Source organism: Streptomyces halobius, assembly GCF_023277745.1.
In the GTDB taxonomy this organism is placed as follows: Bacteria; Actinomycetota; Actinomycetes; order Streptomycetales; family Streptomycetaceae; genus Streptomyces; species Streptomyces halobius.
Window position 1 is genome coordinate 6,324,616 of the sequence record NZ_CP086322.1, and the last position, 23,876, is coordinate 6,348,491.

Sequence of the window (23,876 nt, forward strand, 5' to 3'; positions counted from 1 at the left end):
GGGGCGGATTCCCCCCACGGGATCCGTCCGGGCGTTCTCGGGTCGCACCGCGCTCTGCCGGGACGCGCACATACGGGAGGGCCGCTCAAAGCTCCCCGGGCGCGTCGCCCCGGCCACGCGTAGCCGCGCACGATCCCCCAAGATCAGCACGGCTGGTGCAGTGCAAGCCCCGCCGGGGTGCCTGCACTGCCCGGTTAGACTCACGACCCCCCTCAATGGTTACGTTCCGATGAGTGTGATCTGAGTCTCTTGCCATATGAGGGCGAATGCGGTCAAGGGTCGCGATCTGGAGATCGAGGCCCTGGTGTATGGGTCCTGTGTCAGTTGTGACGGCAATGTGAATTTCCGGAGCCGCGGGCCGAGTATGGCGGCCTTTGCCCCGCCAGGTTGCTTACCGAGTCGGGTTGTTTACCAGGGCTGGGTGCTTGACGGTCCATGCTGCTTGCCGGTCCGGGTTGCTTATTGATCCGGATGTGCGTGAGGCGCAGGCCGTCACCCGCTGGCGGCGGGCTCGGTCTGCGCCTCTGAGCGCGGCTGGGCGGACGCCGGGGTGCGCCGTGGTCAGGCCCGGCCCACGAGCTCGTAGCCCGCCTCGTCGACGGCGGTGCGCACCGCCTCGTCGTCGAGCGGCGCCTTGGAGGTGACGGTCACCCGGCCGGTGGCCGCGGCCGCCTGCACCGAGCTGACGCCGGCGATCTCCGAGATCTCGTCCGACACGGCCTTCTCGCAGTGGCCACAGGTCATGCCGGTGACCTGGTACGTGGTGGTCACGGCGCCGACCTGGACATCCGTGCCGCCGCCGGAGTGGCAGGAGCCTTCAGGGGTGCAGCAGGAGCTGTTCTCGGCCATGGGGATTCTCCTTGTGGTGCGGTGTGCCGGTGCGTCGACGTACCGATGGGCGGTGCGGCGGAGCGGCGGGTGTCGGTACGTCGTTGTTTCTCTGTACGTGCGTGAGGGTGCGTGCGCGTGCGTGCCGTGCGGAAAGTCTGCCGTGGCGGGGCGGCTCGGCAGCACGAGGGGTTCCGGTGACGACCGGTACCTCCCGACCTTCTCCCACTCTATACCCCTAGGGGGTATCAATCCAGCTCGGCACGTTGTGCCGCCCGGAGAGTCCCGGAATGCACGCGTTGCCGCGTGACCCGCCGCGCGTCAGCCTTGGGGTACGGACTCGGGGCGGATCCGAGGAGGCGGCCGGATGGACGTACTCGCCTTCTACGGCCTGCTGGCCCTCACCACCCTGCCACCGCTGGTGCCCAATTCCGGTCTGCTCGTCACCGCGGGCGTGCTCGCCTCCCAGGGCGACGCCTTCCTCCCCCTGATCCTGCTGGTCGTCGCGGGCAGCGCCTTTCTGGGCGATCTCCTGATGTACCTCGTGGCACGCCGGTTCGGCGGACCCGTGCGGGACTGGATGCGGCGCCGGCCCCGCCGCCGGGCACTGCTGGAGTGGACCTCCCGGAGCATCCAGCGCTACGGCCTGCCGTTCGTCATCGGCGTACGGTTCCTGCCCAGCGGACGGATCGTCGGCGCGCTGGCGTCCGGAGTCCTGGGCTACCCGCTGCGCAACTTCGCGACCGGCGCCGGCGTCGCCGAGGCGATGTGGGCGACATACTCCGTCGGTCTCGGCTACATCGGCAGCGCCGCCGCGGGCGACCCGCTCTATGCCGCCGGCATCGGCATCGGCGTCTCCTGTGTGGTCGCCGCGGTCGGCAGCGCCGTCCAGCGGGCGGCGCGCCGCCGCTCGGTTCGAGTACCGCCCGGCGAAAGCGGCGAGAGCGAGAGCGGCGGTCCCCGGAACGGAGAGGAGGAGGCGGCACGCCACGCCAGACCGTCAGGACGGCGCTGACCGGGCCCTTTACCCAGCCGCGGGGTGATTGTCGGTGGTCGCCCCTACCGTGTCCTCATGACGCATCGGACAGCGCCTCAGGTGGGGATCGAGCCGTGGACGGCGGCCGACCTCGGGCTGCTGCGCAGGGCCAACACACCGGAAATGACCGAGCATGTCGGCGGCCCGGAGGCCGAGGAGCAGGTGCTCGCGCGTCACCGGAGATATCTCGAACTCGACGGGCCGGGGCGGATGTTCCGCATAGTGCTGCCGCCGGAGGACGGGCCGGAGGGGGCCGTCGTCGGGTCGATCGGCTTCTGGGAGCTGACCTGGAAGGGGGAGACGGTGTACGAGACGGGGTGGGGTGTGCTGCCGCAGTTCCAGGGCCGCGGCATAGCGGTGGCGGCGGCACGGAAAGTCATAGCGGCGGCCAGGGTCGAAGGGCGGCACGGCTCCCTGCACGCGTTCCCTTCGGTGGCGCATAACGCGTCGAACACCGTCTGCCGCAAGGCAGGATTCGTCCTCGTAGGAGAGTGCGCATTCGAGTACCCCAAGGGGCGGCTGATGCGGTCCAACGAATGGCGGGTGGATCTGGCTGCCCGGGCGCGGTCGTAGCGGGGCCGGGAGGTCGCGGCGGGGCCGGGAGCGCGCCCGGCGGTACGACCGGCGGTACCGGCGGTACGACCGGCGGTACGGGCGAGACCGGTCATGTGCCCAGGACCGCGCCGCCGTGGCCGGACCCGGGGCTGCCGGTGGCGCTGCCGGTGACGCGTACGTCGGCGACAGCGACCGGCTGACCGGTTCGCCGCGAGCGTTCGCATGCCTCGGCGACGTACAGCGCCTCCAGCGCCTCGGCGGGCGAACAGGGGCTCGGCGTACGGCCGGCGGCGACATCGACGAAGACGCCCAGCTCGGTGACGTACGCGTCATGGAAGCGCTCCATGAACGTGGCGTACGGGCTGGCCGACCTCTGCCACGACGGCTTCGGCTCCGCCGACGGCAGCGGCGCGCGGTCGTCCAGCCCCACGATGCGGGCACCCTCGGAGCCGCATACCTCCAGCCGGACGTCATGGCCCGCGCCGTTGTAGCGGGTCGCGGTGACGGTGGCCAGGGTGTCATCGTCGAAGCGCAGCAGCGCCGCACAGGTGTCGACGTCGCCCCCCTCGGAGAAGAACGACGCACCGCGGTTGGCGCCCTGGGCGTAGACCGAGACCACCTCACGGCCCGTGAGCCAGCGCAGGATGTCGAAGTCATGGATGCTGCAGTCCCGGAACAGCCCGCCGGAGGTGGGGATATAGCCGGCAGGCGGCGGGGTCTGGTCGCTGGTGCACGCGCGCAGGGTGTGCACCCAGCCCAGTTCGCCGGAGCGCAGCGCCTCGCGGGCGGCGCGGTAGCCCACGTCGAAGCGCCGCTGGAAGCCGATCTGTACGGGCACGGTGCCGGCCTGCGCGCGCTCCACGACGCCGATGGTGCCCGCGACGTCCAGCGCGACCGGCTTCTCGCAGAACACCGGGACCTCGGCGTCCAGGGCCTGGTGGATCAGCGTGGCGTGGGCGCTGGTGGCGGCGGTGATCACCACGCCGTCCAGGCCGTCCGCGTACATCTCCTCGATACCGGCCGCGGCTCGTACGCCGAGGGTGTCCGCCAGCGACGCGGCGCGCGCGGCGTCCACATCCGCGACCACGATGTCCGTGACGCCGGGGACGTTCCGGAGGGTCCCGGCGTGGAACGCGCCGATGCGCCCGGTGCCGATCAGACCGATCTTCATGCCTCGATCCTTCCAGGGAGAGGGGAGAGGGGAGAGGGGAGAGGGGAGAGGGGAGAGGGGAGAGGGGAGCGTTGGGGCGTTGGGGCGTTGGGGAGGGAGGGGCTTGGGGAGTGGCCCATGGGGGCATTGTTGGAACGGTCCAACAAGTGCGTCCCGGGAACCCTGCATGTCCGTATGTCCGCATGTCAACCCTTCTGCAGGGCGGTCGTTTCCCGGTGTCGCCCCCGCCGTTGCCGTGCGTTGACGCCGACCTGCCCCAGTGGAAGGATCTCCAGCCATGGAACGGTCCAACGAACGCCTCGACACGCGGCCCGATGAGCGGGCCCATGGGCGGCCGGACAATGGGCAGTCCCGTACGGAACGGCCGGGTGCCGGGCGGCCCCCGACGATCCGTGGTGTCGCCGAGCGCGCGGGCGTCTCCAAATCGCTGGTGTCACTGGTGCTGCAGGGCTCGCCACGAGTCAGCGACACCAAGCGGCAGGCCGTGCTGGACGCGATCGAGGAGCTGGACTACCGGCCGAACGCCGCAGCCCGCAGTCTCGTCGCGCGCCGTACGCACACCGTCGGTGTGCTCCTCAACGACATGCGCAACCCCTGGTTCGTCGAGGTTCTCGACGGCCTGAACTCGCTGCTGCACGCGCACGGTCTGCGGATGCTCATGGCCGACGGGCGGCTCGACCGGCGGGCCGGGCAGGACTTCGCCCGCACGTTCCAGGAGCTGCGGGTCGACGGCATCGTCGTCGTCGGCACCCTGCCGGACACCGCGGGACTCGCCGAGGTCGCCGAGCGGCTGCCGACCGTCATCGCCGGCAACCACGGACCCCGGCTGGCGCGGGCCGACATCGTCGCCAACGACGACGAGCGCGGCGCCCGGCTCGCCACCGAGCACCTCATCGGCCTCGGCCACCGCCGCATCGCCCATATCGCCGGACAGGGCCTGGTGGGCGAGCTGCGCCGGCGCGGCTTCGAGGCGGCCATGCGCGCCCATGGGCTGGCGGCGGGCGCCGTCGTGGAGTCCGGCGACGCCACCGAGGAAGGCGGCTACCGCGCCGCCGTCCGGCTGCTCGATCCGGCCCGCGGCGCCGAACGCCCCACCGCCGTCCTCGCGTTCAACGACATCTCCTGCGTCGGCGCGCTGTCCGCCGCCGAGGAGCTGGGCCTGGCCGTGCCCGCCGACCTCTCCCTCGTCGGCTACGACAACACCTACCTCTCCCGTATCCGGCACCTCTGGCTGAACTCGGTGAACAACGCCAGCCACGAGGTCGGCCGGCGGGCCGCGCGCTGTCTGCTGGACCGGATGGAGCACCCCGACGCGCCGGCCGGCCACCAACTCGTCGCCCCGGGACTGGAGATCAGGGGATCGACGGCCCCGCCTCGGCGGGCCCAGGAAGAGCAGCGCCCGTCCGTCTAAGAGATGCTCTCTGCCCTGGCCGTCCGCCTATAAAAGGCACCCTCTAGGAGGTGCCCTCTAAGAGGCGCTCTCCCGCAGTTCGCGGTCGATCGCGCGCAACAGGATCAGCAGCATCCGGTTCAACGGTGTGCCGATACCGTGCCGTTCGCCGGCCCTGACCACCGCACCGGTGATGTACTCATGCTCCAGCGGACGGCCCGCGAGCCGGTCGTAGAGCATCGAGGAACCACCGTCGGGCGGCGCCAGGGCATAGAGCTCCAGGGTCCCTTCGACGTCCCGCTCGCCGATGTCCGCGCCCTCGGCACGCGCTACGGCGGCGGCCTCGTGAAGCAGGTCGCGCGCCAGACCGGCCACCTCGGGGTCGGCGAAGACACCGATCCGCTGCTGGAGCAGGGCGGTGACGGGGTTGGCCGCGAGGTTGGTGAACAGCTTGCGCCACGCGGCGGTGACGAAGTCGGCGACCGGCCGCACCCGCAGCTCACTGCCGGCCAGCAGGGCGGCGAACCGGTCGGCCAACGGACCTTCGGGGACATGCAGTTCGCTGGCGACATGGTGCAGGATCCGGCCGGGCGCGAGGCGTTCGGCGGAGATATAGACGATGGTGGGCAGGATCGGGGTGCCCTCGGGGGCGTACGGGGCCACCCGCTCCTCCAGGCCGACGCCGTTCTGCAGGACGGCGACGGCGGTGCCGGGGCCGCACAGCCGCCGCAGCCAGCCCTCGGCACTCGGAGTGTCCTGCGCCTTGGTGGTCAGCAGCACCCAGTCGACGGGCCCCACCTGCGCGGGATCCGTGGCGACACGTACCGCCGCGGTCCGGACCGTATCGCCGCTCTCGATGGTGAGGCCGTCCAGGGGGCTGCGTACGCACAGGGTGACGTCGAGGCCCGCCCAGTGGGCGAGGGCTGCGGCGTAACCGCCGATCGCGCCGGCGCCGATCACGGCGATCCGGCCGGCCGCCGGGGCCTGGGATGTCTGGGGCGCCTGCGGCGTCTCGGGCACCTGCGGTATCTGAGGCATGCGACGAGAGTAGGCCCCGGGGCGGCGGTGCGCGCGGGGCAACGCGGCGGGAGGTCAGGCCGGACGACGGGGCAGGTCCCCGGACGGCGCGGCCCTGGGACGCGCGTCGGCCCCACGCCGGTCGGGCGCGGGGCCTACGTCTACGGCCCCGAGGGGAAGCGGATCCAGGGGCAGTGGTTTCAGGTGCAGTGGTTTCAGGGGCGGCGGACCGCCCTACCGGATCAGTTCACCGGTTCGGTCCACCGGCCCCGTTCACCGGTTCGGTTCACCGGTTCGGTTCACCGGTTCGGTTCACCGGTTCGGTTCACCGGTTCGGTTCACCGGTTCGGTTCACCGGTTCGGTTCACCGGTTCGGTCCACCGGTTCGGTCCACCGGTTCGGTTCAGAGGCTCAGTCCACCCCCTCACGCCGGCCGCGATGGCCGGGTCGGCGCGCCACCCAGGCTCTGACGGTGTCGGCGAACCAGTAGGGTTTGCCGCTCTCCACCAGGTCCGGTTCCGGCAGGTGCCCGTGCTTGCGGTACGAGCGCACGGTGTCCGGCTGCACCTGGATATGCGCGGCGATCTCCTTGTACGACCAGAGCCTCCGGTCGGTCATCTCTACGCACCTCCTGAGCGCCGTCCGCAGAGCCGGTCAGGGGAAGCCGGCGGGGGCTGCGTACGGCGTAATGATCACCCTGTGCCCGGACAACGACTCTCAGTGACCGGCGAGGAGGGGCTGTTGATCGCTTGTGACGGAAGGCGCGCGCAATGGTGACAGCCGTGACGACGGCAGGACGGCTGTGACAGACATGTGGCGAGCCGGTCCTCAGCCGAAGGCCGACCTCCGCGCAGGTGGTGCGGAGGCGAGGAGTGATGCGGCGGGCCGGGGGATGCGCCGATGCGGTGGTGCAGCGGTGCGGTGGTGCTGTGAGGTGGTGGTGCGCGATCGGTGGTGGTTGCCCGTCGAAGCGGCTCTTCAGCCGGACGCCGCCGTCCGCGCCTTGTCCGCCGTCCGCGCCTTGTCCGCCTTGCGCAGCTCGTCCTCCAGGTCCTCCAGGGCCAGCCCCCTCGTCTCCGGTGCGTAGCGCTTGCAGAACAGCAGCGACAGCACGCACATGGCCCCGAACAGCCAGAACGTGACGCCGGCGCCGAGCGCGTCCAGCAGCAGCGGGAAGGTCAGCGCCACGCCGAAGTTGACCAGCCACATCACGAACACCGCGGCACCCATGGCCAGTCCGCGGACCCTGAGCGGGAACATCTCGGCCAGCAGCAGCCAGACGCCGGTGTTGAGAGTGGCCTGCATAAAGGCCAGGTAGAGGACCATCAGGCCGAGCACGAGGTAGCTGACGGCCGTGGCGTGCGGCAACTGGAAGGACGCGCCGAGCAGGGCCAGCGAGACCGTCATCCCGGACAGGCCGGTGAGCAGCATCGGCCGTCGGCCCACCCGGTCGATCAGCGACATCCCGGCCGCCGTGGCGAGAACGGAGATGACGCCGACGGCGATGGTCGCGGTGATCGCGGCGTTGGTACCCAGACCCGTGGCGGAGAGGATCTTGGGTGCGAAGTAGATGACGGCGTTGACGCCGGTGATCTGCTGAACGGTCGCCAGACCCATGCCGACCAGCAGCAGTCGGCGTACCCAAGGGGTGCGCAGTTCCCGCCAGGCCCCGCGCCGCGCGTCGGCCTCCAGGCTGCGGGCGTGCTCGATACGGGCCAGCTCGGCGGCGACGTCCTCGGCGGGAAGGGTCCGACGGAGCACCCGGGCGGCTTCGTCCGGACGTCCCTTGCTGATGTACCAGCGCGGGGTGTCGGGCAGGAAGAAGAGACCGACGAACAGGGCCACGGCGGGCAGCGCGGCGAGCCCGAGCATCCACCGCCAGGCTTCCCAGTGGGCCAGGACGGCGTTGATGAGGTACGCCAGCAGCTGGCCACTGACGATCATCAGGGAGTTGAAGGAGACCAGTCGGCCGCGGATGTGGGGTGGTGCGATCTCCGACAGATACAGCGGGGTGATGACGGAAGCGCTGCCGACGGCCAGGCCGAGGACGAAGCGCGCGACGGCCATGAACGGGACGGTGGGCGCGAGCGCGACGGCCAGCGCGCCGCCGATGAACACCGCGCCCGCCCACAGCAGGGAGTTGCGCCGCCCCAGCGCGTCGGACATCCGGCCGCCGGCCAGCGAGCCGAAGGCCGCGCCGATCAGCAGCGCGCTGGTGATGATGCCCTCACCCAGAGAGGTCAGGCCGAAGTGGCTCTCCATGAAGGGGAGGGCGCCGGAGACCACTCCGGTGTCGTAGCCGAAGAGGGCGCCGCCCAGCGCGGCGATGGCGGCGATGGCGACGATGAAGCGCTTGGCGTGGCGTGCGGAGGGGCGGCGGGCCGGGATGTTCTCGGATATGGCGGAGGGCGTCCTCTGGCCGGTCGGGGCGGTCATCGTCAGCGCTCGTACAGCGCGGGCCGCTCGATCAGGTCGACCGTGACGCGCTCCCCGGTGGCCTGGGCCCGGACGCCCGCCTCACACACTGCGGCCGCCGCATAGCCGTCCCAGCAGCTCGGGCCCTCGACCTCGCCGCGGCGGGTGGCGTCCACCCAGCGCTGCACCTGCCGGTCGTACGCCTCCTCAAAGCGCTCGACGAAACCGGGGGTGATCGAGCCGCCCCAGTGGCCGGCCGTATTGACGAACACACCGCGGTCGTCGCCGATCCGGGCGGTGCCGCTCTCGCAGACCGCCTCGCAGCTGACCTGGTAGCCGAAGCCGCAGTTGACGAAGAGTTCGGTGTCGACGACCTGTCCCGCCGCGGTCTCGAAGAGGATCAGTTGCGGGTCGCTGAGCCCGTCCGGAGCGTTGCCGGTGGGTGCCGGGCGCAGCACGCGGACCGCCGCGATCTCCTCGTCCAGCAGCCAGCGGGTCACATCGATCTCATGCACCACAGAGTCGTGGATCATCATCGCGTTGGTGAAGCCGGGGGGTGTGTCGGCGTTGCGGTGCTTGTTGTGCAGCATCAGCGGGCGGCCGTAGGCACCCTTGTCCAGCAGGGATTTGAGGGTGAGGTAGTCGGCGTCGTAGCGGCGCATGAAGCCGACCTGGACGCGGCGGTGGCCCAGCTTCTGCTCGGCCTCCAGGACACGGAGCGCGGAGGCCGGATCCGGTGTCAGTGGCTTCTCGCACAGGACGGGGAGGTCACGGGCGAACGCGTCGAGCAGCGCGGCCTCGTGGGCGGGCCCGGGGGAGGCGATCAGGACGGCGTTCACGCCGGGGTCGTCCATGGCGGCAGTCGGGTCCGTGTACGGGGTACACCCCTCGATGCCGGCGGCGAGGTGGCCGATCCGGTCCGCGTCGATGTCGACGACCGCCGCGACCCGGGCGCCGCTGATCACGTCGTTGATCCGGCGTACGTGGTCGGCACCCATCCGGCCGGTGCCGATGACGGCCACACCGAGTGTCCCGTGCGCGGGCCCGGACCGTCCGTGCGAAGTCATGTCGTCCGAGGTCATCTAGTCCTCTTCACCCTTCTTTTCCTTCTTACGTGTACTGAGCGTGACGAGTGGCGAACTCCGGGAACGAATTACTCTCCGTAATCGTTGCCGGAGTACAAGGAGGCGGCGCAGGCACACCGGGGCGTCGCGAGGCACCGGGAAGGGGGCACCGAGAAGACAGGAGGGGGTATCGCGGAGCCGGGGGCGCGAAGGAAGGGAGTATCGCGAGGCGGGTGCGAGACGCGAGGCGGGTGTGTGGCGTGAGGCGGAGTGTGGCGCGAGGGAGGCGGGCCGCATGACGCGTAGTCAAGCCGATCCGCGGCGGCTCGGTCGGCTCACGCGCCGCAGGAGCTGAGCAAGCGGCGGGTGCGCTGGGCGATGGGGAAGGGCTGGTCGGGCGGGCAGGGGTACATGTCCTGCTCGACGATGGCGAAGAGGTCGACGTTCAGCGCCTGGGCGGCCTCCAGGACGGGCGGCAGCGCGGGCACGCCGAGCGGCGGCTCGCACATCACGCCCTGCTTGACGGCGGGCCCGAACGGCGTCCCCTTGGCGACGACCTCGGCGAGGATGTCCGGGTCGACCTGCTTGAGGTGCAGATAGCCGATCCGCTCGCCGTAGGTGCGGATCAGTTTGACGCTGTCGCCGCCGCAGTAGGCGTAATGGCCGGTGTCCAGGCAGAGGTTGACCAGGCGTGAGTCGGTCGCGTCGAGGAAGCGCCCGACGTGCTCCTCGGTGTCGATGTGGGTGTCGGCGTGCGGGTGCACGACGATCTCCAGCCCGAACTCGTCCTGCACGGTCTTGCCGAGCCGTTCCATGCCGGTGGTCAGGTGCTGCCACTGTTCGACGGTCAGCTCGCGCGGCTCGATCTCCTCGGCGGTCTTGTCGTCCCGCCAGAAGGACGGGATCACGACGAGGTGCTTGGCGCCCATCGCCTGGGTGAGCGTGGCGACTTCGGAGACGTGCGCCCAGGTTTTGTCCCAGGTGGCGGGGCCGTGATGCATCGAGGTGAAGATCGTGCCGGCCGAGACCTTCAGTTCCCGGGGGGCGAGCTCGTCGCGGAGCACGGCCGGGTCGGTCGGGAGGTAGCCGTACGGGCCGAGTTCGATCCACTCGTAGGCGGCCTCGGCGACCTCGTCGAGGAAGCGCTGCCACGGGACCTGCTGCTCGTCATCGGGAAACCAGACGCCCCAGGAGTCGGGGGCGGAACCGACGCGAATGTGGTCCAGAACGGGCGCAACGGCACGGGGTGCGGACATGCTGCGGCTCTCCTCTCGCGGTCGACGGTGACCGGGAAGGCGCGGGGGTCGAGTTGTGGGGCACAGCCTCTCTGTCACCCCGGGGAGTGTCAAGACTTCGTCCTGACATAAGGACAAGAGTTTGATGTGGATTGGTGGAGTTTGGTGGGCTTGGTGGATTTAAAGGCGGATGGGAATGGTGGGGATGTTGGAGGTATTGGGGTTGCTGGGGTAGTGGGGTAGTGGGGTGTGAGAGGGGTTGGATGGGTTTCGGGTGACCCTTGGGGCTCCTGGTGGTCGCGTACGTCATAATGTAAGGACAAACTGTTGACAGGGTCTGATCCGCCCGGTTAGACCTGTGCGCAGAGCCGAACCCGCCGGATCCGTACCCGCCGAATCGGAACCTGTCGAATCCGAACCTGCCGCGCCGGCCCGACCGAAGGGGCGCATATGACCGAGCCGTACGACCTCATCACGATGGGTCGCATCGGAGTGGACATCTACCCGCTGGACATCGGCGTGCCGCTGGCACGAGTGGAGACATTCGGGAAGTTCCTCGGCGGCTCCGCCACCAATGTCGCGGTCGCCGCCGCCCGGCTCGGCCGCCGCTGCGCCGTCATCAGCCGCACCGGGCGCGACCCGTTCGGCGACTACCTTCACCAGGCGCTGCGCGACTTCGGCGTGGACGACCGCTGGGTGACCCCGGTGGACGCCTACCCGACGCCGGTCACCTTCTGTGAGATCTTTCCGCCGGACGACTTCCCGCTCTACTTCTACCGCCGTCCCAAGGCCCCCGATCTGGTCATCCGCCCCGAGGAGCTGGACCAGGACGCCATCCGGGCGGCCCGTATCTTCTGGATCACCGGCACCGGGCTGTGCGAGGAGCCCAGCCGCAGTGCCACCCTCGCCGCGCTGGAGGCCCGTGCCAAGGCGGGCGTCACCGTCTTCGACCTCGACTGGCGGCCGATGTTCTGGGGCGGTGAGGGCGGTGCCTCCAAGGACGGCGGCACGTCCGGCGTCGCCGCGATGGCCGCCGCCCGCCCGTACTACGAAGCGGCCCTCCGGCATGCCACCGTCGCGGTCGGCAACGTCGACGAGGCCGAGGTCGCGACCGGAGTGCGGGACCCCGAGGCGTGCGCCCGGGCGCTGCTGGACATGGGCGTGGAGCTGGCCGTCATCAAGCAGGGACCCAAGGGGGTGCTCGCCGTCCACCGGGACGGCCGAACCGCCGAGGTCCCGCCCACCCCCGTCGAGGTCGTCAACGGCCTGGGCGCCGGCGACTCGTTCGGCGGCTCGCTCTGCCACGGCCTGCTCGGCGGCTGGGAACTGGAACCGATGATGCGTTACGCCAACGCCGCCGGAGCCATCGTCGCTTCCCGGCTCGCCTGTTCCTCCGCGATGCCGACGGCCGCCGAGGTCGACGCGTTCCTCGCGGAGTGGTGATTCCCGTGGATGTGCCTATGGGGGGCCTTGTGAATGTCCCTGCGGGGGCCTCGTGGGTGGCCCTACGGGCGTGCTCATGGGTGCGCTTATGAGGGCGAGGGCCGCCCTGGCCATGCCCGCATCGTCCGCCGCAGCTGTCGCGCCCGCCGCATCTGTGGCCTCAAGAAGGTGAGTTACGCCTTGACCCCTCGGATCAGTGACCTTGCGACGCTGCGGGCCCGGCACCCCGAAGCGATCGCGGAGGCCGCCGCCCGCCGCACCCGTCGCCCGCTCATCGGCGACAGCGGCCGGCTGATGATCGTCGCCGCCGACCACCCGGCTCGCGGCGCGCTCGCCGTCGGCGACCGGCGGCTCGCCATGGCCAACCGCCTCGACCTGCTCGAACGCCTGGTGCTCGCGCTGTCCCGGCCCGGCGTGGACGGCGTCCTCGCCACCGCCGACATCCTGGAGGACCTGCTGCTCCTCGGCGCCCTCGAAGGCAAGGTCGTCATGGGCTCGATGAACCGGGGCGGCCTCGCGGGCGCCGCCTTCGAGCTGGACGACCGGTTCACCGGCCATCGCCCCGAGGACCTCGCCCGGCTCCGCTTCGACGCCGGCAAGCTGCTGCTCCGTATCGACTACGACGACCCCGGTTCGCTGGCCACTCTGGAGGCCACCGCGCGCGCCATCGACGCGATGGCCGAGCGCGAACTTCCCGTCTTCGTCGAACCGTTCCTCTCCCGTCGCGTCAACGGCAAGGTCCGCAACGACCTCGGCGCGGAGGCCGTCCTCCGCTCGGTGGCCATCGCCTCCGGCCTCGGCGGCACCTCCGCGTACACCTGGCTGAAGCTGCCGGTCACCGACGACCCCGACGCGATGGCTCAAGTGTGCGACGCCTCGACACTTCCGACGGTGCTGCTCGGCGGCGACATCGGCACCACCGTCCAGGACCAGGAAGTCGCCTATGAGAAGTGGCGCAAGGCGCTGCGGCTGCCGACCGTGCAGGGACTGGTCGTCGGCCGCTCCCTGCTCTACCCGGCCGACGGAGACGTCGCGGCCGCCGTGGACACCGCCGTCGGGCTGCTCTGACCGGTCCGGCCCGTGCCGGCCGGTGCCGATCGGAGCCATGGCTGCCACGGCTGCCGTCGGTGCTGGGCGGGCCGGTCGCACCGGTTCCGATCCGCTTCGGCTCCGCTCAACCGGCCGGATTGCGTTTCAACCGGCCGGATTTCGTTGACTGTCAGTGGCGAGTAGGAGACTTGCAGTTATGAACGCTGAGACCTCGGAATTCCACATCAAGGCGGGGCGGGCGGTCGACGGACCGTACGCCCTCGACATCGATCCGAAGCGGGCCGGCTGGGGGTACTCCTCCCTCCGCGTCCTGGAGCTGCCGCCCGGCAGCCATCACTCCCTCGCCACCGGAGACAGCGAATGGATCGTGCTGCCCCTCTCCGGCGGCTGCACGGTCCTGACCGACAGCGGCGAGACGTTCGAACTGACCGGCCGGGAGAGCGTGTTCAGCGGGGTGACGGACTTCGCGTATGTGCCGCGGGACGCCCATGTGCAGATCGCCAGCGGGGCGGGCGGACGGTTCGCGCTGACCGGCGCCCGGTGCACCCGGCGGCTCCCGGCCCGCTACGGGCCGGCGTCCGCCGTCCCCGTGGAACTGCGCGGCACCGGCAACTGCTCCCGTCAGGTCAACAACTTCGCGGCGGCCCCCGCCGGCGGCGGTGCCGGCCAGGGATTCGAGTGCGACAAGCTCATCGCGGTCGAAGTGCTCACCCCCGGCGGCAACTGGTCCTCCTACCCGCCGCACAAGCACGACGAGTGCCGCCCCGGGGAGGAGGCCGAGCTCGAAGAGATCTACTACTTCGAGATCGCCGCCGCGGCCGCTCCCAGCGGGCGCGGCAAGCCGGGCCTGGGCTACCAGCGCGTCAGCCCCTCCGGGCACGGCCGCGGTACGGACGTTCTCGCCGAAGTCCACAGCGGTGACGCGGTGCTGATCCCCGACGGCTGGCACGGCCCGTCCATCGCCGCCCCGGGACACGACATGTACTACCTCAACGTCATGGCCGGCCCCGCCGCCACCCGGGAGTGGCTGATCTGCGACCACCCCGACCACGGCTGGATCCGCGCCACCTGGCCCGATCAGCCCGTCGACCCCCGACTCCCGCTCTACGACGCTCCCGCAGGAGACCCTCGATGACCGCCCCGAAGACCCGCCGTCTCACCGTCGCGCAGGCCCTGGTCGAGTTCCTCGCCCACCAGTACACCGAGCGGGACGGCCGCCGACACCGCCTGATCAACGCCTGCTGGGGCATCTTCGGCCATGGCAATGTGGCCGGGATCGGCCAGGCGCTCCTGGAATCCGGCGACGCGCTGCCCTACCTCCAGGGCCGCAACGAACAGGCCATGGTGCACGCCGCCGTCGGCTACGCCCGGCAGTCCGACCGGCTCTCCGCGCACGCCGTCACCACCTCCATCGGGCCGGGCGCCACCAACCTCGTCACCGGCGCCGCGCTCGCCACCGTCAACCGCCTCCCGGTGCTGCTACTGCCCGGCGACATCTTCGCCACCCGCCCCGCCGACCCGGTGCTCCAGCAGCTCGAAGTCCCCTATGCCGGCGACGTATCGGTCAATGACGCGCTGCGCCCGGTGTCCCGCTACTTCGACCGCGTCACCCGCCCCGAGGCGCTGATCCCCGCCGCCCTCCAGGCCATGCGGGTGCTCGCCGACCCCGTCGACACCGGTGCCGTCACCCTCGCCATGCCGCAGGACGTCCAGGCCGAGGCGTACGAATGGCCCGAGGAGTTCTTCACCGACCGCGTCTGGCGGGTGTCCCGCCCCGCCCCGGACGCCGCCGCTCTCGCCGACGCCGCACGGGCCGTCCGCGGCGCCCGCCGACCGCTTCTCATCGCGGGCGGCGGCGTCCACCACAGCGAGGCCGAGGACGCGCTGCGCGCCTTCGCCGACGCCACCGGCATCCCCGTCGCCTCCACCCAGGCCGGCAAGGGCTCGCTGCGCCACGACCACCCCGCAGACATCGGCGGCATCGGCCACACCGGCACCGCCACCGCCGACGCCCTCGCCCGCGAGGCCGACCTGATCATCGGCGTCGGCACCCGCTACACCGACTTCACCACCGCCTCCGCCACCCTCTTCGCCGCGCCCGAGGTGCGCTTCCTCAACCTCAACATCGCCGCCTTCGACTCCCACAAGCTCGGCGCGAGCGCCCTCGTCGCCGACGCGCGGGCCGGTCTCGAAGCGCTCACCGAGGCCCTGGCCGGCCACCGCGTCGACGCGGCGTACGAAGCGGGCTACCGCGCCGCCAAGGAAGAGTGGGAGCGCCGGGTGGATGCCGCCTACGGCGCCGCGGACGATTCCGTGCGCCCGTCCCAGACCCAGGTCCTCGGTGCCCTGGACGCCCTCGTCGACGACACCGACATCGTGCTCAACGCCGCCGGTTCCCTCCCCGGTGACCTGCACAAACTCTGGCGTGCCCGGTCCCGCAGGCAGTACCACCTCGAATACGGCTACTCCTGTATGGGCTATGAGATCCCGGCCGCCATCGGGGTCCGGATGGCGGCTCCCGGCCGGCCGGTGTGGGCGCTCGTCGGTGACGGTACATATCTGATGAACCCCACCGAGATCGTCACCGCGGTCCAGGAGGGCGTCAACATCAATCTCGTCCTCATCCAGAACCACGGCTACGCGTCCATCGGCGGGCTCTCCCAGGAGACCGGAGGTGAGCGCTTCGGCACCGACTACCGCTTCCGCGCCAAGGACGGGACGTATACGGGCGCGCCGCTGCCCGTCGATCTCGCCGCCAACGCCGCCTCGCTCGGTATGCGGGTGCTGCGCGCCGCCACGGTCGGTGAGCTGCGTGCCGCGCTGGCCGAGGCACGTTCCTCGGACCGCCCCACATGTGTCTATGTCGAGACCGAAACTGCTGACACTGTGCCGGGCGCGCCGGCCGCCCAAGCCTGGTGGGATGTCCCCGTCGCCGAGACCGCGACGCGACCTGCGGCGGTCGCCGCCCGTGAGACCTACGACCGTCACGCCGCCGGACGCCGCCGCCACCTCTGACCCCAGCCCGCTCGTCACCCAGAAAGGCCCCGCATGAAGACCATCAGCCACTGGATCGGCGGCAAGCCCGTCGAGGGCGTCTCCGGCAACTACGGGCCGGTCTACAACCCGGCCACCGGCGCCCAGGAGAAGCAGGTCGCCTTCGCCTCCGTGGGCGAGGTCGACGCCGCGGTCGCCGCCGCCAAGGAAGCCTTCCGCAGCTGGGGCACCAGCTCCCTGGCCAAGCGCACCTCGGTGCTGTTCCGGTACCGCGAGCTGATCGACGCGCACCGCGAGGAGATCGCCGCGCTGATCACCGCCGAGCACGGCAAGGTGCACTCCGACGCGCTCGGCGAGGTCGCCCGCGGTCTGGAGATCGTCGAGCTGGCCTGCGGTGTCCCCGAGAAGCTCAAGGGCGAGCTGTCCACCCAGGTGTCCACCCGGGTGGATGTCGCCGCGATCCGTCAGTCCCTGGGCGTCGTGGCCGGCATCACGCCGTTCAACTTCCCCGCCATGGTGCCGATGTGGATGTTCCCGCTGGCCGTCGCCTGCGGGAACACCTTCGTCCTCAAGCCGAGCGAGAAGGTGCCCAGCGCCGCCTTCCGGCTCGCCGAGCTGGCCGCCGAGGCGGGGCTGCCGGATGGCGTCCTCAACATCGTCAACGGCGACAAGGTGGCCGTCGACGCGATCCTGGAGCACCCGGATGTCGCCGCGGTCTCCTTCGTCGGCTCCACCCCCATCGCCCGGTACATCCACACCACCGGCACCGCCAACGGCAAGCGGGTGCAGGCGCTGGGCGGCGCCAAGAACCACATGCTGGTGCTGCCGGACGCCGATCTCGACCTGGCCGCCGACTCCGCGATCAACGCCGCGTACGGCTCGGCCGGCGAGCGCTGTATGGCGATCTCCGTCGTCGTCGCGGTGGGGGACACCGCCGACCCGCTGATCGGCAAGATCAAGGAGCGCGCCGACAAGCTGCGGATCGGTCCCGGCGACGACCCGGCCTCCGAGATGGGCCCGCTGATCACCAAGGCCCACCGTGACAAGGTCGCCTCGTATGTCGAGGGCGCCGCGGCCCAGGGCGCCGATGTCGTCATCGACGGCATCGGCTACACCGTCGAGGGCTATGAGGACGGCCACTGGATCGGCGTCTCGCTCCTCGACCACGTCACGCCCGAGATGGACGCCTACCGTGACGAGATCTTCGGCCCGGTGCTGTCCGTCGTCCGTGTGGAGACCTACGACGAGGCCATCGCCCTGATGAACGCCTCGCCCTGGGGCAACGGCACCGCGATCTTCACCCGCGACGGCGGCGCGGCCCGCCGCTTCCAGCTGGAGGCCGAGGCCGGCATGGTCGGCGTGAACGTCCCGATCCCGGTGCCCGTCGGCTACCACTCGTTCGGTGGCTGGAAGGACTCCCTCTTCGGCGACCACCACATCTACGGCAACGACGGTGTGCACTTCTACACCCGGGGCAAGGTCGTCACCACTCGCTGGCCCGACCCGGCGGACGGCGGCATCAACCTGGGCTTCCCCCGCAACCACTGACAGGGCTTGAGCCACTGACAGGGCTTGAGCCACCGGCAGGGCTTGAGCCACCGGCAGGGCCTCGCCAGGGGCCACGGTCCCGTCCCGCTGCCGGACCCCCGTCGGCAGCGGGACGGGACCCGCCCGCCGCACGGAGCCGGTTCGGCGGCGCCGTGCACGCGGGTGAGACCGTCGGCCGGAGCGTTGCTACCGTGCTCCCTCGCTGGCGTACCGAGAAGACCGGGGGACGAAATGCAGCAAAGTATGGCGCTGGCCAAGGGCGCGCGGATCACCGGTGGGGTGTTCTGCGCGTTGTTCTTCCTCAACTCCGCCTATTGGCTGGGCGTCGATCTCAGCACCTTCGGGATGGCGGGCGTCTGGGAGTCCTGGCTCGGGGACCGCAAGCCGGGCACCGACGCGGTCACCAACCCGCTGGTGCTCGGCATGGCCATCGTGCAGCTGAGCGCCACGATCGCCGCCTTCGCCGCGCGGCGCACGGCCGGCGGTCTGCTCGCCGTCGCCACCACGCTGACCTTCGCGACCGGCGTGCAGGTCATGATCAGCACCGGCAATTCCACCGACCTCACACGCTATTTCGTCTCGAACGTCGACCGGAACTCGGCGACTTTTCTCGCCGTCTTCCTGAACAGCCTGGCGCTGGCCTTCCTCGCCTTCTGCGCGGCCATCGTGCTGCTCGCCGGAATGCGCGCCTGGCCCCGGGCGACTCCCAGCGATCCGCCGATGCGGCCGGGCAAGGCGGCGGGCACGGTGTCCGGCCTGGTGCTCGGCGCGATGGCGCTGTGCTACCTGGCCTGGCACATTTACGTGCTGGTGCAGAACGGCGTCGACTCGTTCTCCGCGCTCTACCTCGGCAAGGGAACCCTCACGTTCCTGCTGGACCTGTCCCCCGGGTGGTACTCACTGGTCTTGCTCGCGTTGACCGCGATCGCCGGCCTGAACTGCCTGATGCGCGGCTGTGCGGCGCGCGGTCTGGCCATCGGCCTCGCGGCACTGCTGCTGCCGAAGGCTCTGGTGACCACGATCGTGCTGGCCGGTCACGACGTGCTGTTCCAACTGAGCGAGTACGCACCGGGCCTGAGCGTCATCAACCACATCCAGCTCTTCCTGGATCTGCTCGGCTCCCTGGCGATGCTCGCCCTGATGGGCAAGGGCGAGCCGGTCGCCCCCGCCTGGCAACCCCCGGCCCAGCTGCCGACGTTCCCCGCCCCTGGTTTCGTTCCCGGTCCCCAGGGCCCGCCGCCGGCCTCCTGGCAGCAGGGCCCGCCGATGCCCCAGCAGGGCCCGCCGATGGCCCCGCCCGTCGCCCCGCCGCCTCCGCAGGGGCCCCCGCAGGGCGGTGGTTTCGGGCCGCCGCAGTACTGAGGTCAGCCTTGTCGGCCCTGGTGCCGAGTGTCAGGCCTGCCCCGGTGGAGACCGTCGGGGCAGGGCCTGATTCCATTGGGACAATCACTCGATCACCGTTGAGACAAGGGAGGCTGATGCATATGGCCCGCCAGGCCCCTCGTCAGCATGCCCTTGTCCGGGCCGCCGCCTGAGCCGAGACGGGACAAGACAGGCTCGCGAGAGCGCGGCCCGGTCGTTCGGAAACGACCAGGAGTGTCGACGTGTCATCCGCCTTTTCCCCTTCCTCCTCTTCCCTTTCCTGTTCCCGGGCCGGTACGGATCTGCTGACCGCCCGTCTCGCGCTGGTGTCATGGTCCGGCGACGAGATCGCCGCGGTCCTCGCCGACGTACGACGGACGCACTGGGCCGACGGTTTCCCCGCCGAGGGCGACCGCGTCATCGCCGGTCTCCTCGCCGAACGGCCGGATGCGCTCGGCGAGTACGGCCAGCGGCGGATCGTCGAGCGGCGAGCGGCCTGGTGGTCGGCTCCATCGGGCTGTTCTGGCCGCCGAGTGACGGCTGCCTGGAGTTCGGCTATGGCATCGTGCCGTCCCGGCGGGGCCGCGGCTACGCCACCGAGGCGGTCCGGGCCCTCGTGGAGTTCGCCTTCACCGCGCCGGGTGTGCACACCGTGCACGCCGATGTGGAGCTGACGAACCCCGCGTCCTGCCGCGTCCTGGAGAAGGCCGGACTGGAGCGCCGGAGCAGCGACGGCAGGACCGCCCGGTACGGCGCCACGGCGCCGGAGCCGCACGACGGCTGATCCTGGGACTGTTCCCGGGCCTGTGCCGGGCGATTCCGGCCGGGGGCCGTACCACGGATGCGGTACGGGCCCCGCAGTCGGTACTTCGCTGGGAGGTCGTGCGGTTCAGCCCGGTGGACGGGGCGCCCGCCCCGGGCCGTACCTAGGATTCGCGTATGGATCTCCGACTGCGCGGGCGGAAGCTGTATGCGGCCGCGGGCGCCCTGGCCGTACTCATCGGAGGCGGCACCTGGGCTGCCGTCTCCTCGGACACCGCACCCGCGGTGCACCGCGAGGACCGGCGCCTCACGATGCCCGAGACGCCCGGCGGCAAGAAGGAGGTGCGGATCGACACCTCCTTCTTCACCGCGGATTCCGCCGGGGACACCGGGAAGGGCGGATCCGGTGCGCGTCGCCCCGCCGTGCTGCTCGGCCATGGCTTCGGCGGCAGCAAGAACGACGTCCGTGCGCAGGCCGAGCAACTGGCCCGGAACGGCTATGCGGTGCTGACGTGGTCGGCACGGGGCTTCGGGAAGTCGACCGGGAAGATCGGGCTCAACGCACCGGACGGCGAGGTGGCCGATGTCAGCCGGCTGATCGACTGGCTGGCGAAGCGTCCCGAGGTGCGGCTCGACAAGACCGGCGATCCCCGGGTGGGCGTCGCCGGCGCCTCGTACGGTGGCGCGATCTCGCTGCTGGCGGCCGGCTACGACAAGCGGGTCGACGCCATCGCCCCGCAGATCACCTACTGGAATCTGGCCGACGCACTGTTCCCCAACGGTGTGTTCAAGAAGCTGTGGGCAGGGATCTTCTTCACCACGGGTGCGGCGGGCGCTCCCACGGGTGCGGCGGGGGCTCCCTCGGACGCTCCCACGGGTGCTTCCGGCAGTACCGAGGCTCCCACCGGCACAGCCCCTGCTGGCCCCACCGGCCCCGCCGACCCCACGTCCTCCGGCGGCTGCGGAAGGTTCCAGACCGATCTGTGCACGATGTACGAGCGGGTCGCCGTCTCCGGCAAGCCGGACGCCGCGGCCCGTGAACTCCTTGAGGCCCGCAGCCCGTCCGCCGTCGGCGACCGCATCAAGGTGCCGACCCTGATCACGCAGGGCCAGTCCGACTCGCTGTTCCCCCTCGGCCAGGCCGACGCCATGCAACGGGCGATCAGCAAGAACGGCGCCCCCGTTGACGTCGACTGGATCGCCGGCGGACACGACGGCGGGGACCGCGAGACCGCACGGGTCCAGGCGCGTACCACCGCATGGTTCGACCGGTATCTGAAGGGCGACAAGAGCGCGGACACCGGGCCCGCGTTCCGGGTCAGCCGCAGCGGGGGAGTGGACTCCACCGACGGCACGGTGCGGCTGCGCGGTGCGAGCGCGGACCGCTACACCGGACTGGACAACGCGCCGCGGCGGGTGCGGCTCACCGGCCGCGCGCAGAAGTTCGCCAATCCGGCCGGCGCGGGACCGCCCGCCATCTCCGCGGTGCCCGGTACGGGCGCGCTCGGCAATCTCTCCGCCCTGGGCGCAGGTGGTCTCTCCCTCGACTTCCCGGGCCAGTACGCCCACTTCGACTCGGCACCGCTGCGCACCCCGGTGCGTCTCACCGGCAGCCCCGCCGTCACCGTACGGGTGGCCGCCAGTTCGCCGGACGCGGTGTTCTTCGCCAAGCTCTACGACGTCGGCCCGGACGGCCGCCGCCAGGTGCTGCCGTCCCAGCTCGTCACCCCGTACCGGGTCGAAAACGCCGGGCAAACCAAGGACGCTGAGGCGGGCAAGGGCGGCGGCCGGCGCATCCGCCTCCACCTTCCCGCCGTCGACCATGGCTTCGCGGCCGGCCACCGTATGCGGCTGGTGCTCTCCGCGACCGACCTCGGCTACGCCTCGCCCACCGAACCCGCCACCTACACCGTCTCCCTGGAGGACGGCGCTCCGCCGGCCACCACCGCGGACACCCCCGCCCCCGCCCGTAGGACCGCCGGGGAACTCGCCGTGCCCACCGCACCCCAGGTGCGCAACGCGGCCGCTCCGCTGCCCGCCTGGACCTGGGGCCTGCCCGCCGTGGCCGTCCTGATCGCCGCGCTGCTCCTGTTCACCGCCCGGCGCCGGACCGCGACGCCCGCCCCCGACCCGGCGCTCGCCGACGTTCCGCTGCAGATCACCGGTCTGAGCAAGCGGTACGCCAGGTCCGCCGACAGGTATGCCGTCCGGGAGCTGTCGTTCCGGGTGGAGAAGGGGCAGGTACTGGGGCTGCTGGGGCCCAACGGCGCCGGCAAGACCACCACGCTGCGGATGCTGATGGGCCTGATCCGGCCCGACGACGGTGAGATCCGGATTTTCGGGCAGGCGATCCGGCCCGGTGCGCCGGTGCTCTCCCGGGTCGGCGCGTTCGTCGAGGGTGCCGGCTTCCTGCCGCATCTGTCCGGCCGGGCCAACCTCGACCTGTACTGGCAGGCCACCGGACGGCCCGCCGCCGACGCCCACATCGACGAGGCGCTGGAGATCGCCGGCCTCGGTGACGCCCTGCAACGCGCCGTCCGTACCTACTCCCAGGGCATGCGGCAGCGCCTCGCCATCGCCCAGGCCATGCTCGGCCTCCCGGATCTGCTGATCCTCGACGAGCCCACCAACGGGCTGGACCCGCCGCAGATCCGCGAAATGCGCGACGTGATGATCCGTTACGCCGCCGCCGGACGCACCGTCATCGTCTCCAGCCACCTCCTCTCCGAGGTCGAGCAGAGCTGTACGCACCTGGTCGTCATGGACCGCGGACGGCTCGTCCAGGCGGGCCCGGTCGCCGAGATAGTCGGCTCCGGCGACACCGTGCTGGTCGGTGTCGCGGGAGCGGAGCCGCTGTCCGACACGCTGTGGGAGAAAGTCGGCGCGCTGCCCGGCGTCGTCTCCGCCGTCCGCGCCGAAGAGGGCCTGCTGGTACGCCTCGCCGAACCGGGCGGCACGCCCCGACTGCTCGCCGACCTCATCCGGATGGAGATCCCCGTGGACCGTGTCGGCCCGCACCGCCGCCTGGAGGACGCGTTCCTCACCCTGATCGGCGGTGACGCCCGATGAGCCCCACGGAGACAGCCGCCCCGGGGCCGGCGTCCTCGCCGTCCCGGCCGCCGGTATCCGCCGCGTCCGGCTACCGGGCGCGACGCACCCTCCCGCTGCGCGTCGAAGCGCTGCGCCAGTTCAGGCGGCGCCGCACGCTGGTGATCGCGGCGATCCTGACGCTGCTGCCGTTCGTGCTGGTCACGGCGTTCGCGATGGGCGGCGACCCGAGCAGCCGCGGCAACGGCCGGGTCACGTTGATGGACACCGCCACCGCCTCCGGCGCCAACTTCGCCGCCACCGCGCTGTTCGTCTCCGCGGGCTTTCTGCTGGTCGTCCCGGTGGCGCTGTTCTGCGGCGACACGGTCGCCTCGGAGGCCGGCTGGTCCTCGCTGCGCTATCTGCTCGCCGCGCCGGTCCCACGCGCCCGGCTGTTGCTGAGCAAGCTCACCGTCGGGCTGCTGTTCAGCGCCGCCGCAATGGTGCTGCTGCCGCTGGTGGCGCTGGGTGTGGGCACCGCCGCGTACGGCTGGGGCCCGCTCCAACTGCCCACCGGGGGTGCGCTGTCCGCGGGCGACGCGGTGCCGCGGCTGGCCCTGGTCGTCGGCTATATCTTCATCAGCCAGTTGGTCACCGCGGCCCTGGCGTTCTGGCTGTCGACGGTGACCGACGCACCCCTCGGCGCGGTGGGCGGCGCCGTCGGCCTGACCATCGTCGGCAATGTCCTCGACCAGGTCACGGCCCTCGAAGACGCGCGCGACTTCCTGCCCGCCCACTGGCAGTACGCATGGGCGGACGCGCTGCAGCCCCAGATGGAGTGGTCCGGCATGCTCCAGGGCTCGGCGGTCTCGGTGGCCTACGCGGTGGTGCTGGTCGCGATGGCCTTCCGGGGGTTCGCGAAGAAGGACGTGGTGTCGTAGCGGGGCGCCGGGGGCGGACTGTAACGGCGTCATGGCCC

The 23,876-nt window shown here is 71.3% G+C and carries 18 protein-coding genes and 1 pseudogene; 12 read left to right on the top strand and 7 right to left on the bottom strand.

Annotated elements, in window-relative coordinates; translation table 11 throughout:
* Positions 1-561 precede the first annotated feature (561 nt).
* Complete coding sequence (locus K9S39_RS28730; protein ID WP_248866251.1) at positions 562-849, bottom strand: heavy-metal-associated domain-containing protein; 288 nt, start codon at positions 847-849, stop codon at positions 562-564.
* A 346-nt stretch (positions 850-1,195) separates the two neighbouring features.
* Here K9S39_RS28730 and K9S39_RS28735 point away from each other — a divergent pair, with 346 nt between their 5' ends.
* Both K9S39_RS28735 and K9S39_RS28740 read left to right on the top strand, forming a co-directional pair.
* Positions 1,196-1,843: a DedA family protein gene (locus K9S39_RS28735; protein WP_248866252.1), complete on the top strand. Its 648-nt coding sequence runs from the start codon at positions 1,196-1,198 to the stop codon at positions 1,841-1,843.
* Positions 1,844-1,900: 57 nt separating this feature from the next.
* Positions 1,901-2,437: a GNAT family N-acetyltransferase gene (locus tag K9S39_RS28740; RefSeq protein WP_248866253.1), complete on the top strand. Its 537-nt coding sequence runs from the start codon at positions 1,901-1,903 to the stop codon at positions 2,435-2,437.
* 91 nt (positions 2,438-2,528) lie between these two features.
* On the opposite strand, the gene K9S39_RS28745 is transcribed toward K9S39_RS28740, so the two are convergent.
* Entirely contained in the window at positions 2,529-3,590 is a 1,062-nt protein-coding gene (locus K9S39_RS28745; RefSeq protein ID WP_248866254.1) for a Gfo/Idh/MocA family protein, read from the bottom strand.
* Between the two features lie 277 nt (positions 3,591-3,867).
* Here K9S39_RS28745 and K9S39_RS28750 point away from each other — a divergent pair, with 277 nt between their 5' ends.
* Positions 3,868-5,001 carry a LacI family DNA-binding transcriptional regulator gene (locus K9S39_RS28750; protein WP_248866255.1) on the top strand — a complete coding sequence of 378 codons (1,134 nt, stop codon included), beginning with the start codon at positions 3,868-3,870 and terminating at the stop codon, positions 4,999-5,001.
* Positions 5,002-5,058: 57 nt separating this feature from the next.
* On the opposite strand, the gene K9S39_RS28755 is transcribed toward K9S39_RS28750, so the two are convergent.
* The 5 genes from K9S39_RS28755 to K9S39_RS28775 all read right to left on the bottom strand — a co-directional run bounded on the left by K9S39_RS28755 (position 5,059) and on the right by K9S39_RS28775 (position 10,732).
* On the bottom strand, positions 5,059-6,018 hold the full coding sequence (locus K9S39_RS28755; protein WP_248866256.1) for a 2-dehydropantoate 2-reductase: 960 nt from the start codon (positions 6,016-6,018) through the stop codon (positions 5,059-5,061).
* Positions 6,019-6,408: 390 nt separating this feature from the next.
* Positions 6,409-6,615, bottom strand: coding sequence for a helix-turn-helix transcriptional regulator (locus K9S39_RS28760; RefSeq protein ID WP_248866257.1), 207 nt, complete (start codon positions 6,613-6,615; stop codon positions 6,409-6,411).
* Positions 6,616-6,975: 360 nt separating this feature from the next.
* Positions 6,976-8,433: a sugar porter family MFS transporter gene (locus K9S39_RS28765; protein ID WP_248866258.1), complete on the bottom strand. Its 1,458-nt coding sequence runs from the start codon at positions 8,431-8,433 to the stop codon at positions 6,976-6,978.
* A 2-nt stretch (positions 8,434-8,435) separates the two neighbouring features.
* Entirely contained in the window at positions 8,436-9,494 is a 1,059-nt protein-coding gene (locus K9S39_RS28770; protein ID WP_248866259.1) for a Gfo/Idh/MocA family protein, read from the bottom strand.
* 317 nt (positions 9,495-9,811) lie between these two features.
* The gene (locus tag K9S39_RS28775) at positions 9,812-10,732 is read right to left on the bottom strand and encodes a sugar phosphate isomerase/epimerase family protein (protein ID WP_248866260.1); all 921 of its coding nucleotides are present in this window, start codon (positions 10,730-10,732) and stop codon (positions 9,812-9,814) included.
* A gap of 429 nt (positions 10,733-11,161) precedes the next feature.
* On the opposite strand from K9S39_RS28775, the gene iolC reads away from it, so the two are divergent.
* From iolC to K9S39_RS28820, 9 genes and pseudogenes are all read left to right on the top strand, one after another.
* Complete coding sequence (gene iolC, locus K9S39_RS28780; protein ID WP_248866261.1) at positions 11,162-12,154, top strand: 5-dehydro-2-deoxygluconokinase; 993 nt, start codon at positions 11,162-11,164, stop codon at positions 12,152-12,154.
* A gap of 180 nt (positions 12,155-12,334) precedes the next feature.
* Positions 12,335-13,222 carry a Cgl0159 family (beta/alpha)8-fold protein gene (locus tag K9S39_RS28785; protein ID WP_248866262.1) on the top strand — a complete coding sequence of 296 codons (888 nt, stop codon included), beginning with the start codon at positions 12,335-12,337 and terminating at the stop codon, positions 13,220-13,222.
* Between the two features lie 178 nt (positions 13,223-13,400).
* Entirely contained in the window at positions 13,401-14,339 is a 939-nt protein-coding gene (gene iolB / locus K9S39_RS28790) for a 5-deoxy-glucuronate isomerase (protein ID WP_248866263.1), read from the top strand.
* Positions 14,336-16,219 carry a 3D-(3,5/4)-trihydroxycyclohexane-1,2-dione acylhydrolase (decyclizing) gene (gene iolD / locus K9S39_RS28795; protein WP_248866264.1) on the top strand — a complete coding sequence of 628 codons (1,884 nt, stop codon included), beginning with the start codon at positions 14,336-14,338 and terminating at the stop codon, positions 16,217-16,219. Before iolB ends, iolD begins: the two co-directional genes overlap by 4 nt.
* A 33-nt stretch (positions 16,220-16,252) precedes the next feature.
* Positions 16,253-17,746 (top strand): CoA-acylating methylmalonate-semialdehyde dehydrogenase, encoded by a 1,494-nt coding sequence (locus tag K9S39_RS28800; protein ID WP_248866265.1) that lies wholly within the window; start codon positions 16,253-16,255, stop codon positions 17,744-17,746.
* Positions 17,747-17,977: 231 nt separating this feature from the next.
* Positions 17,978-19,108 carry a hypothetical protein gene (locus K9S39_RS28805; protein ID WP_248866266.1) on the top strand — a complete coding sequence of 377 codons (1,131 nt, stop codon included), beginning with the start codon at positions 17,978-17,980 and terminating at the stop codon, positions 19,106-19,108.
* Between the two features lie 242 nt (positions 19,109-19,350).
* Positions 19,351-19,892 (top strand): annotated as a pseudogene (locus tag K9S39_RS28810) (GNAT family N-acetyltransferase).
* A 155-nt stretch (positions 19,893-20,047) separates the two neighbouring features.
* A complete protein-coding gene (locus K9S39_RS28815) occupies positions 20,048-22,939 on the top strand; it encodes an alpha/beta fold hydrolase (protein ID WP_248866267.1) in 2,892 nt (963 codons plus the stop codon).
* The gene (locus tag K9S39_RS28820) at positions 22,936-23,838 is read left to right on the top strand and encodes an ABC transporter permease (protein WP_248866268.1); all 903 of its coding nucleotides are present in this window, start codon (positions 22,936-22,938) and stop codon (positions 23,836-23,838) included. Before K9S39_RS28815 ends, K9S39_RS28820 begins: the two co-directional genes overlap by 4 nt.
* Positions 23,839-23,876: the final 38 nt, after the last annotated feature.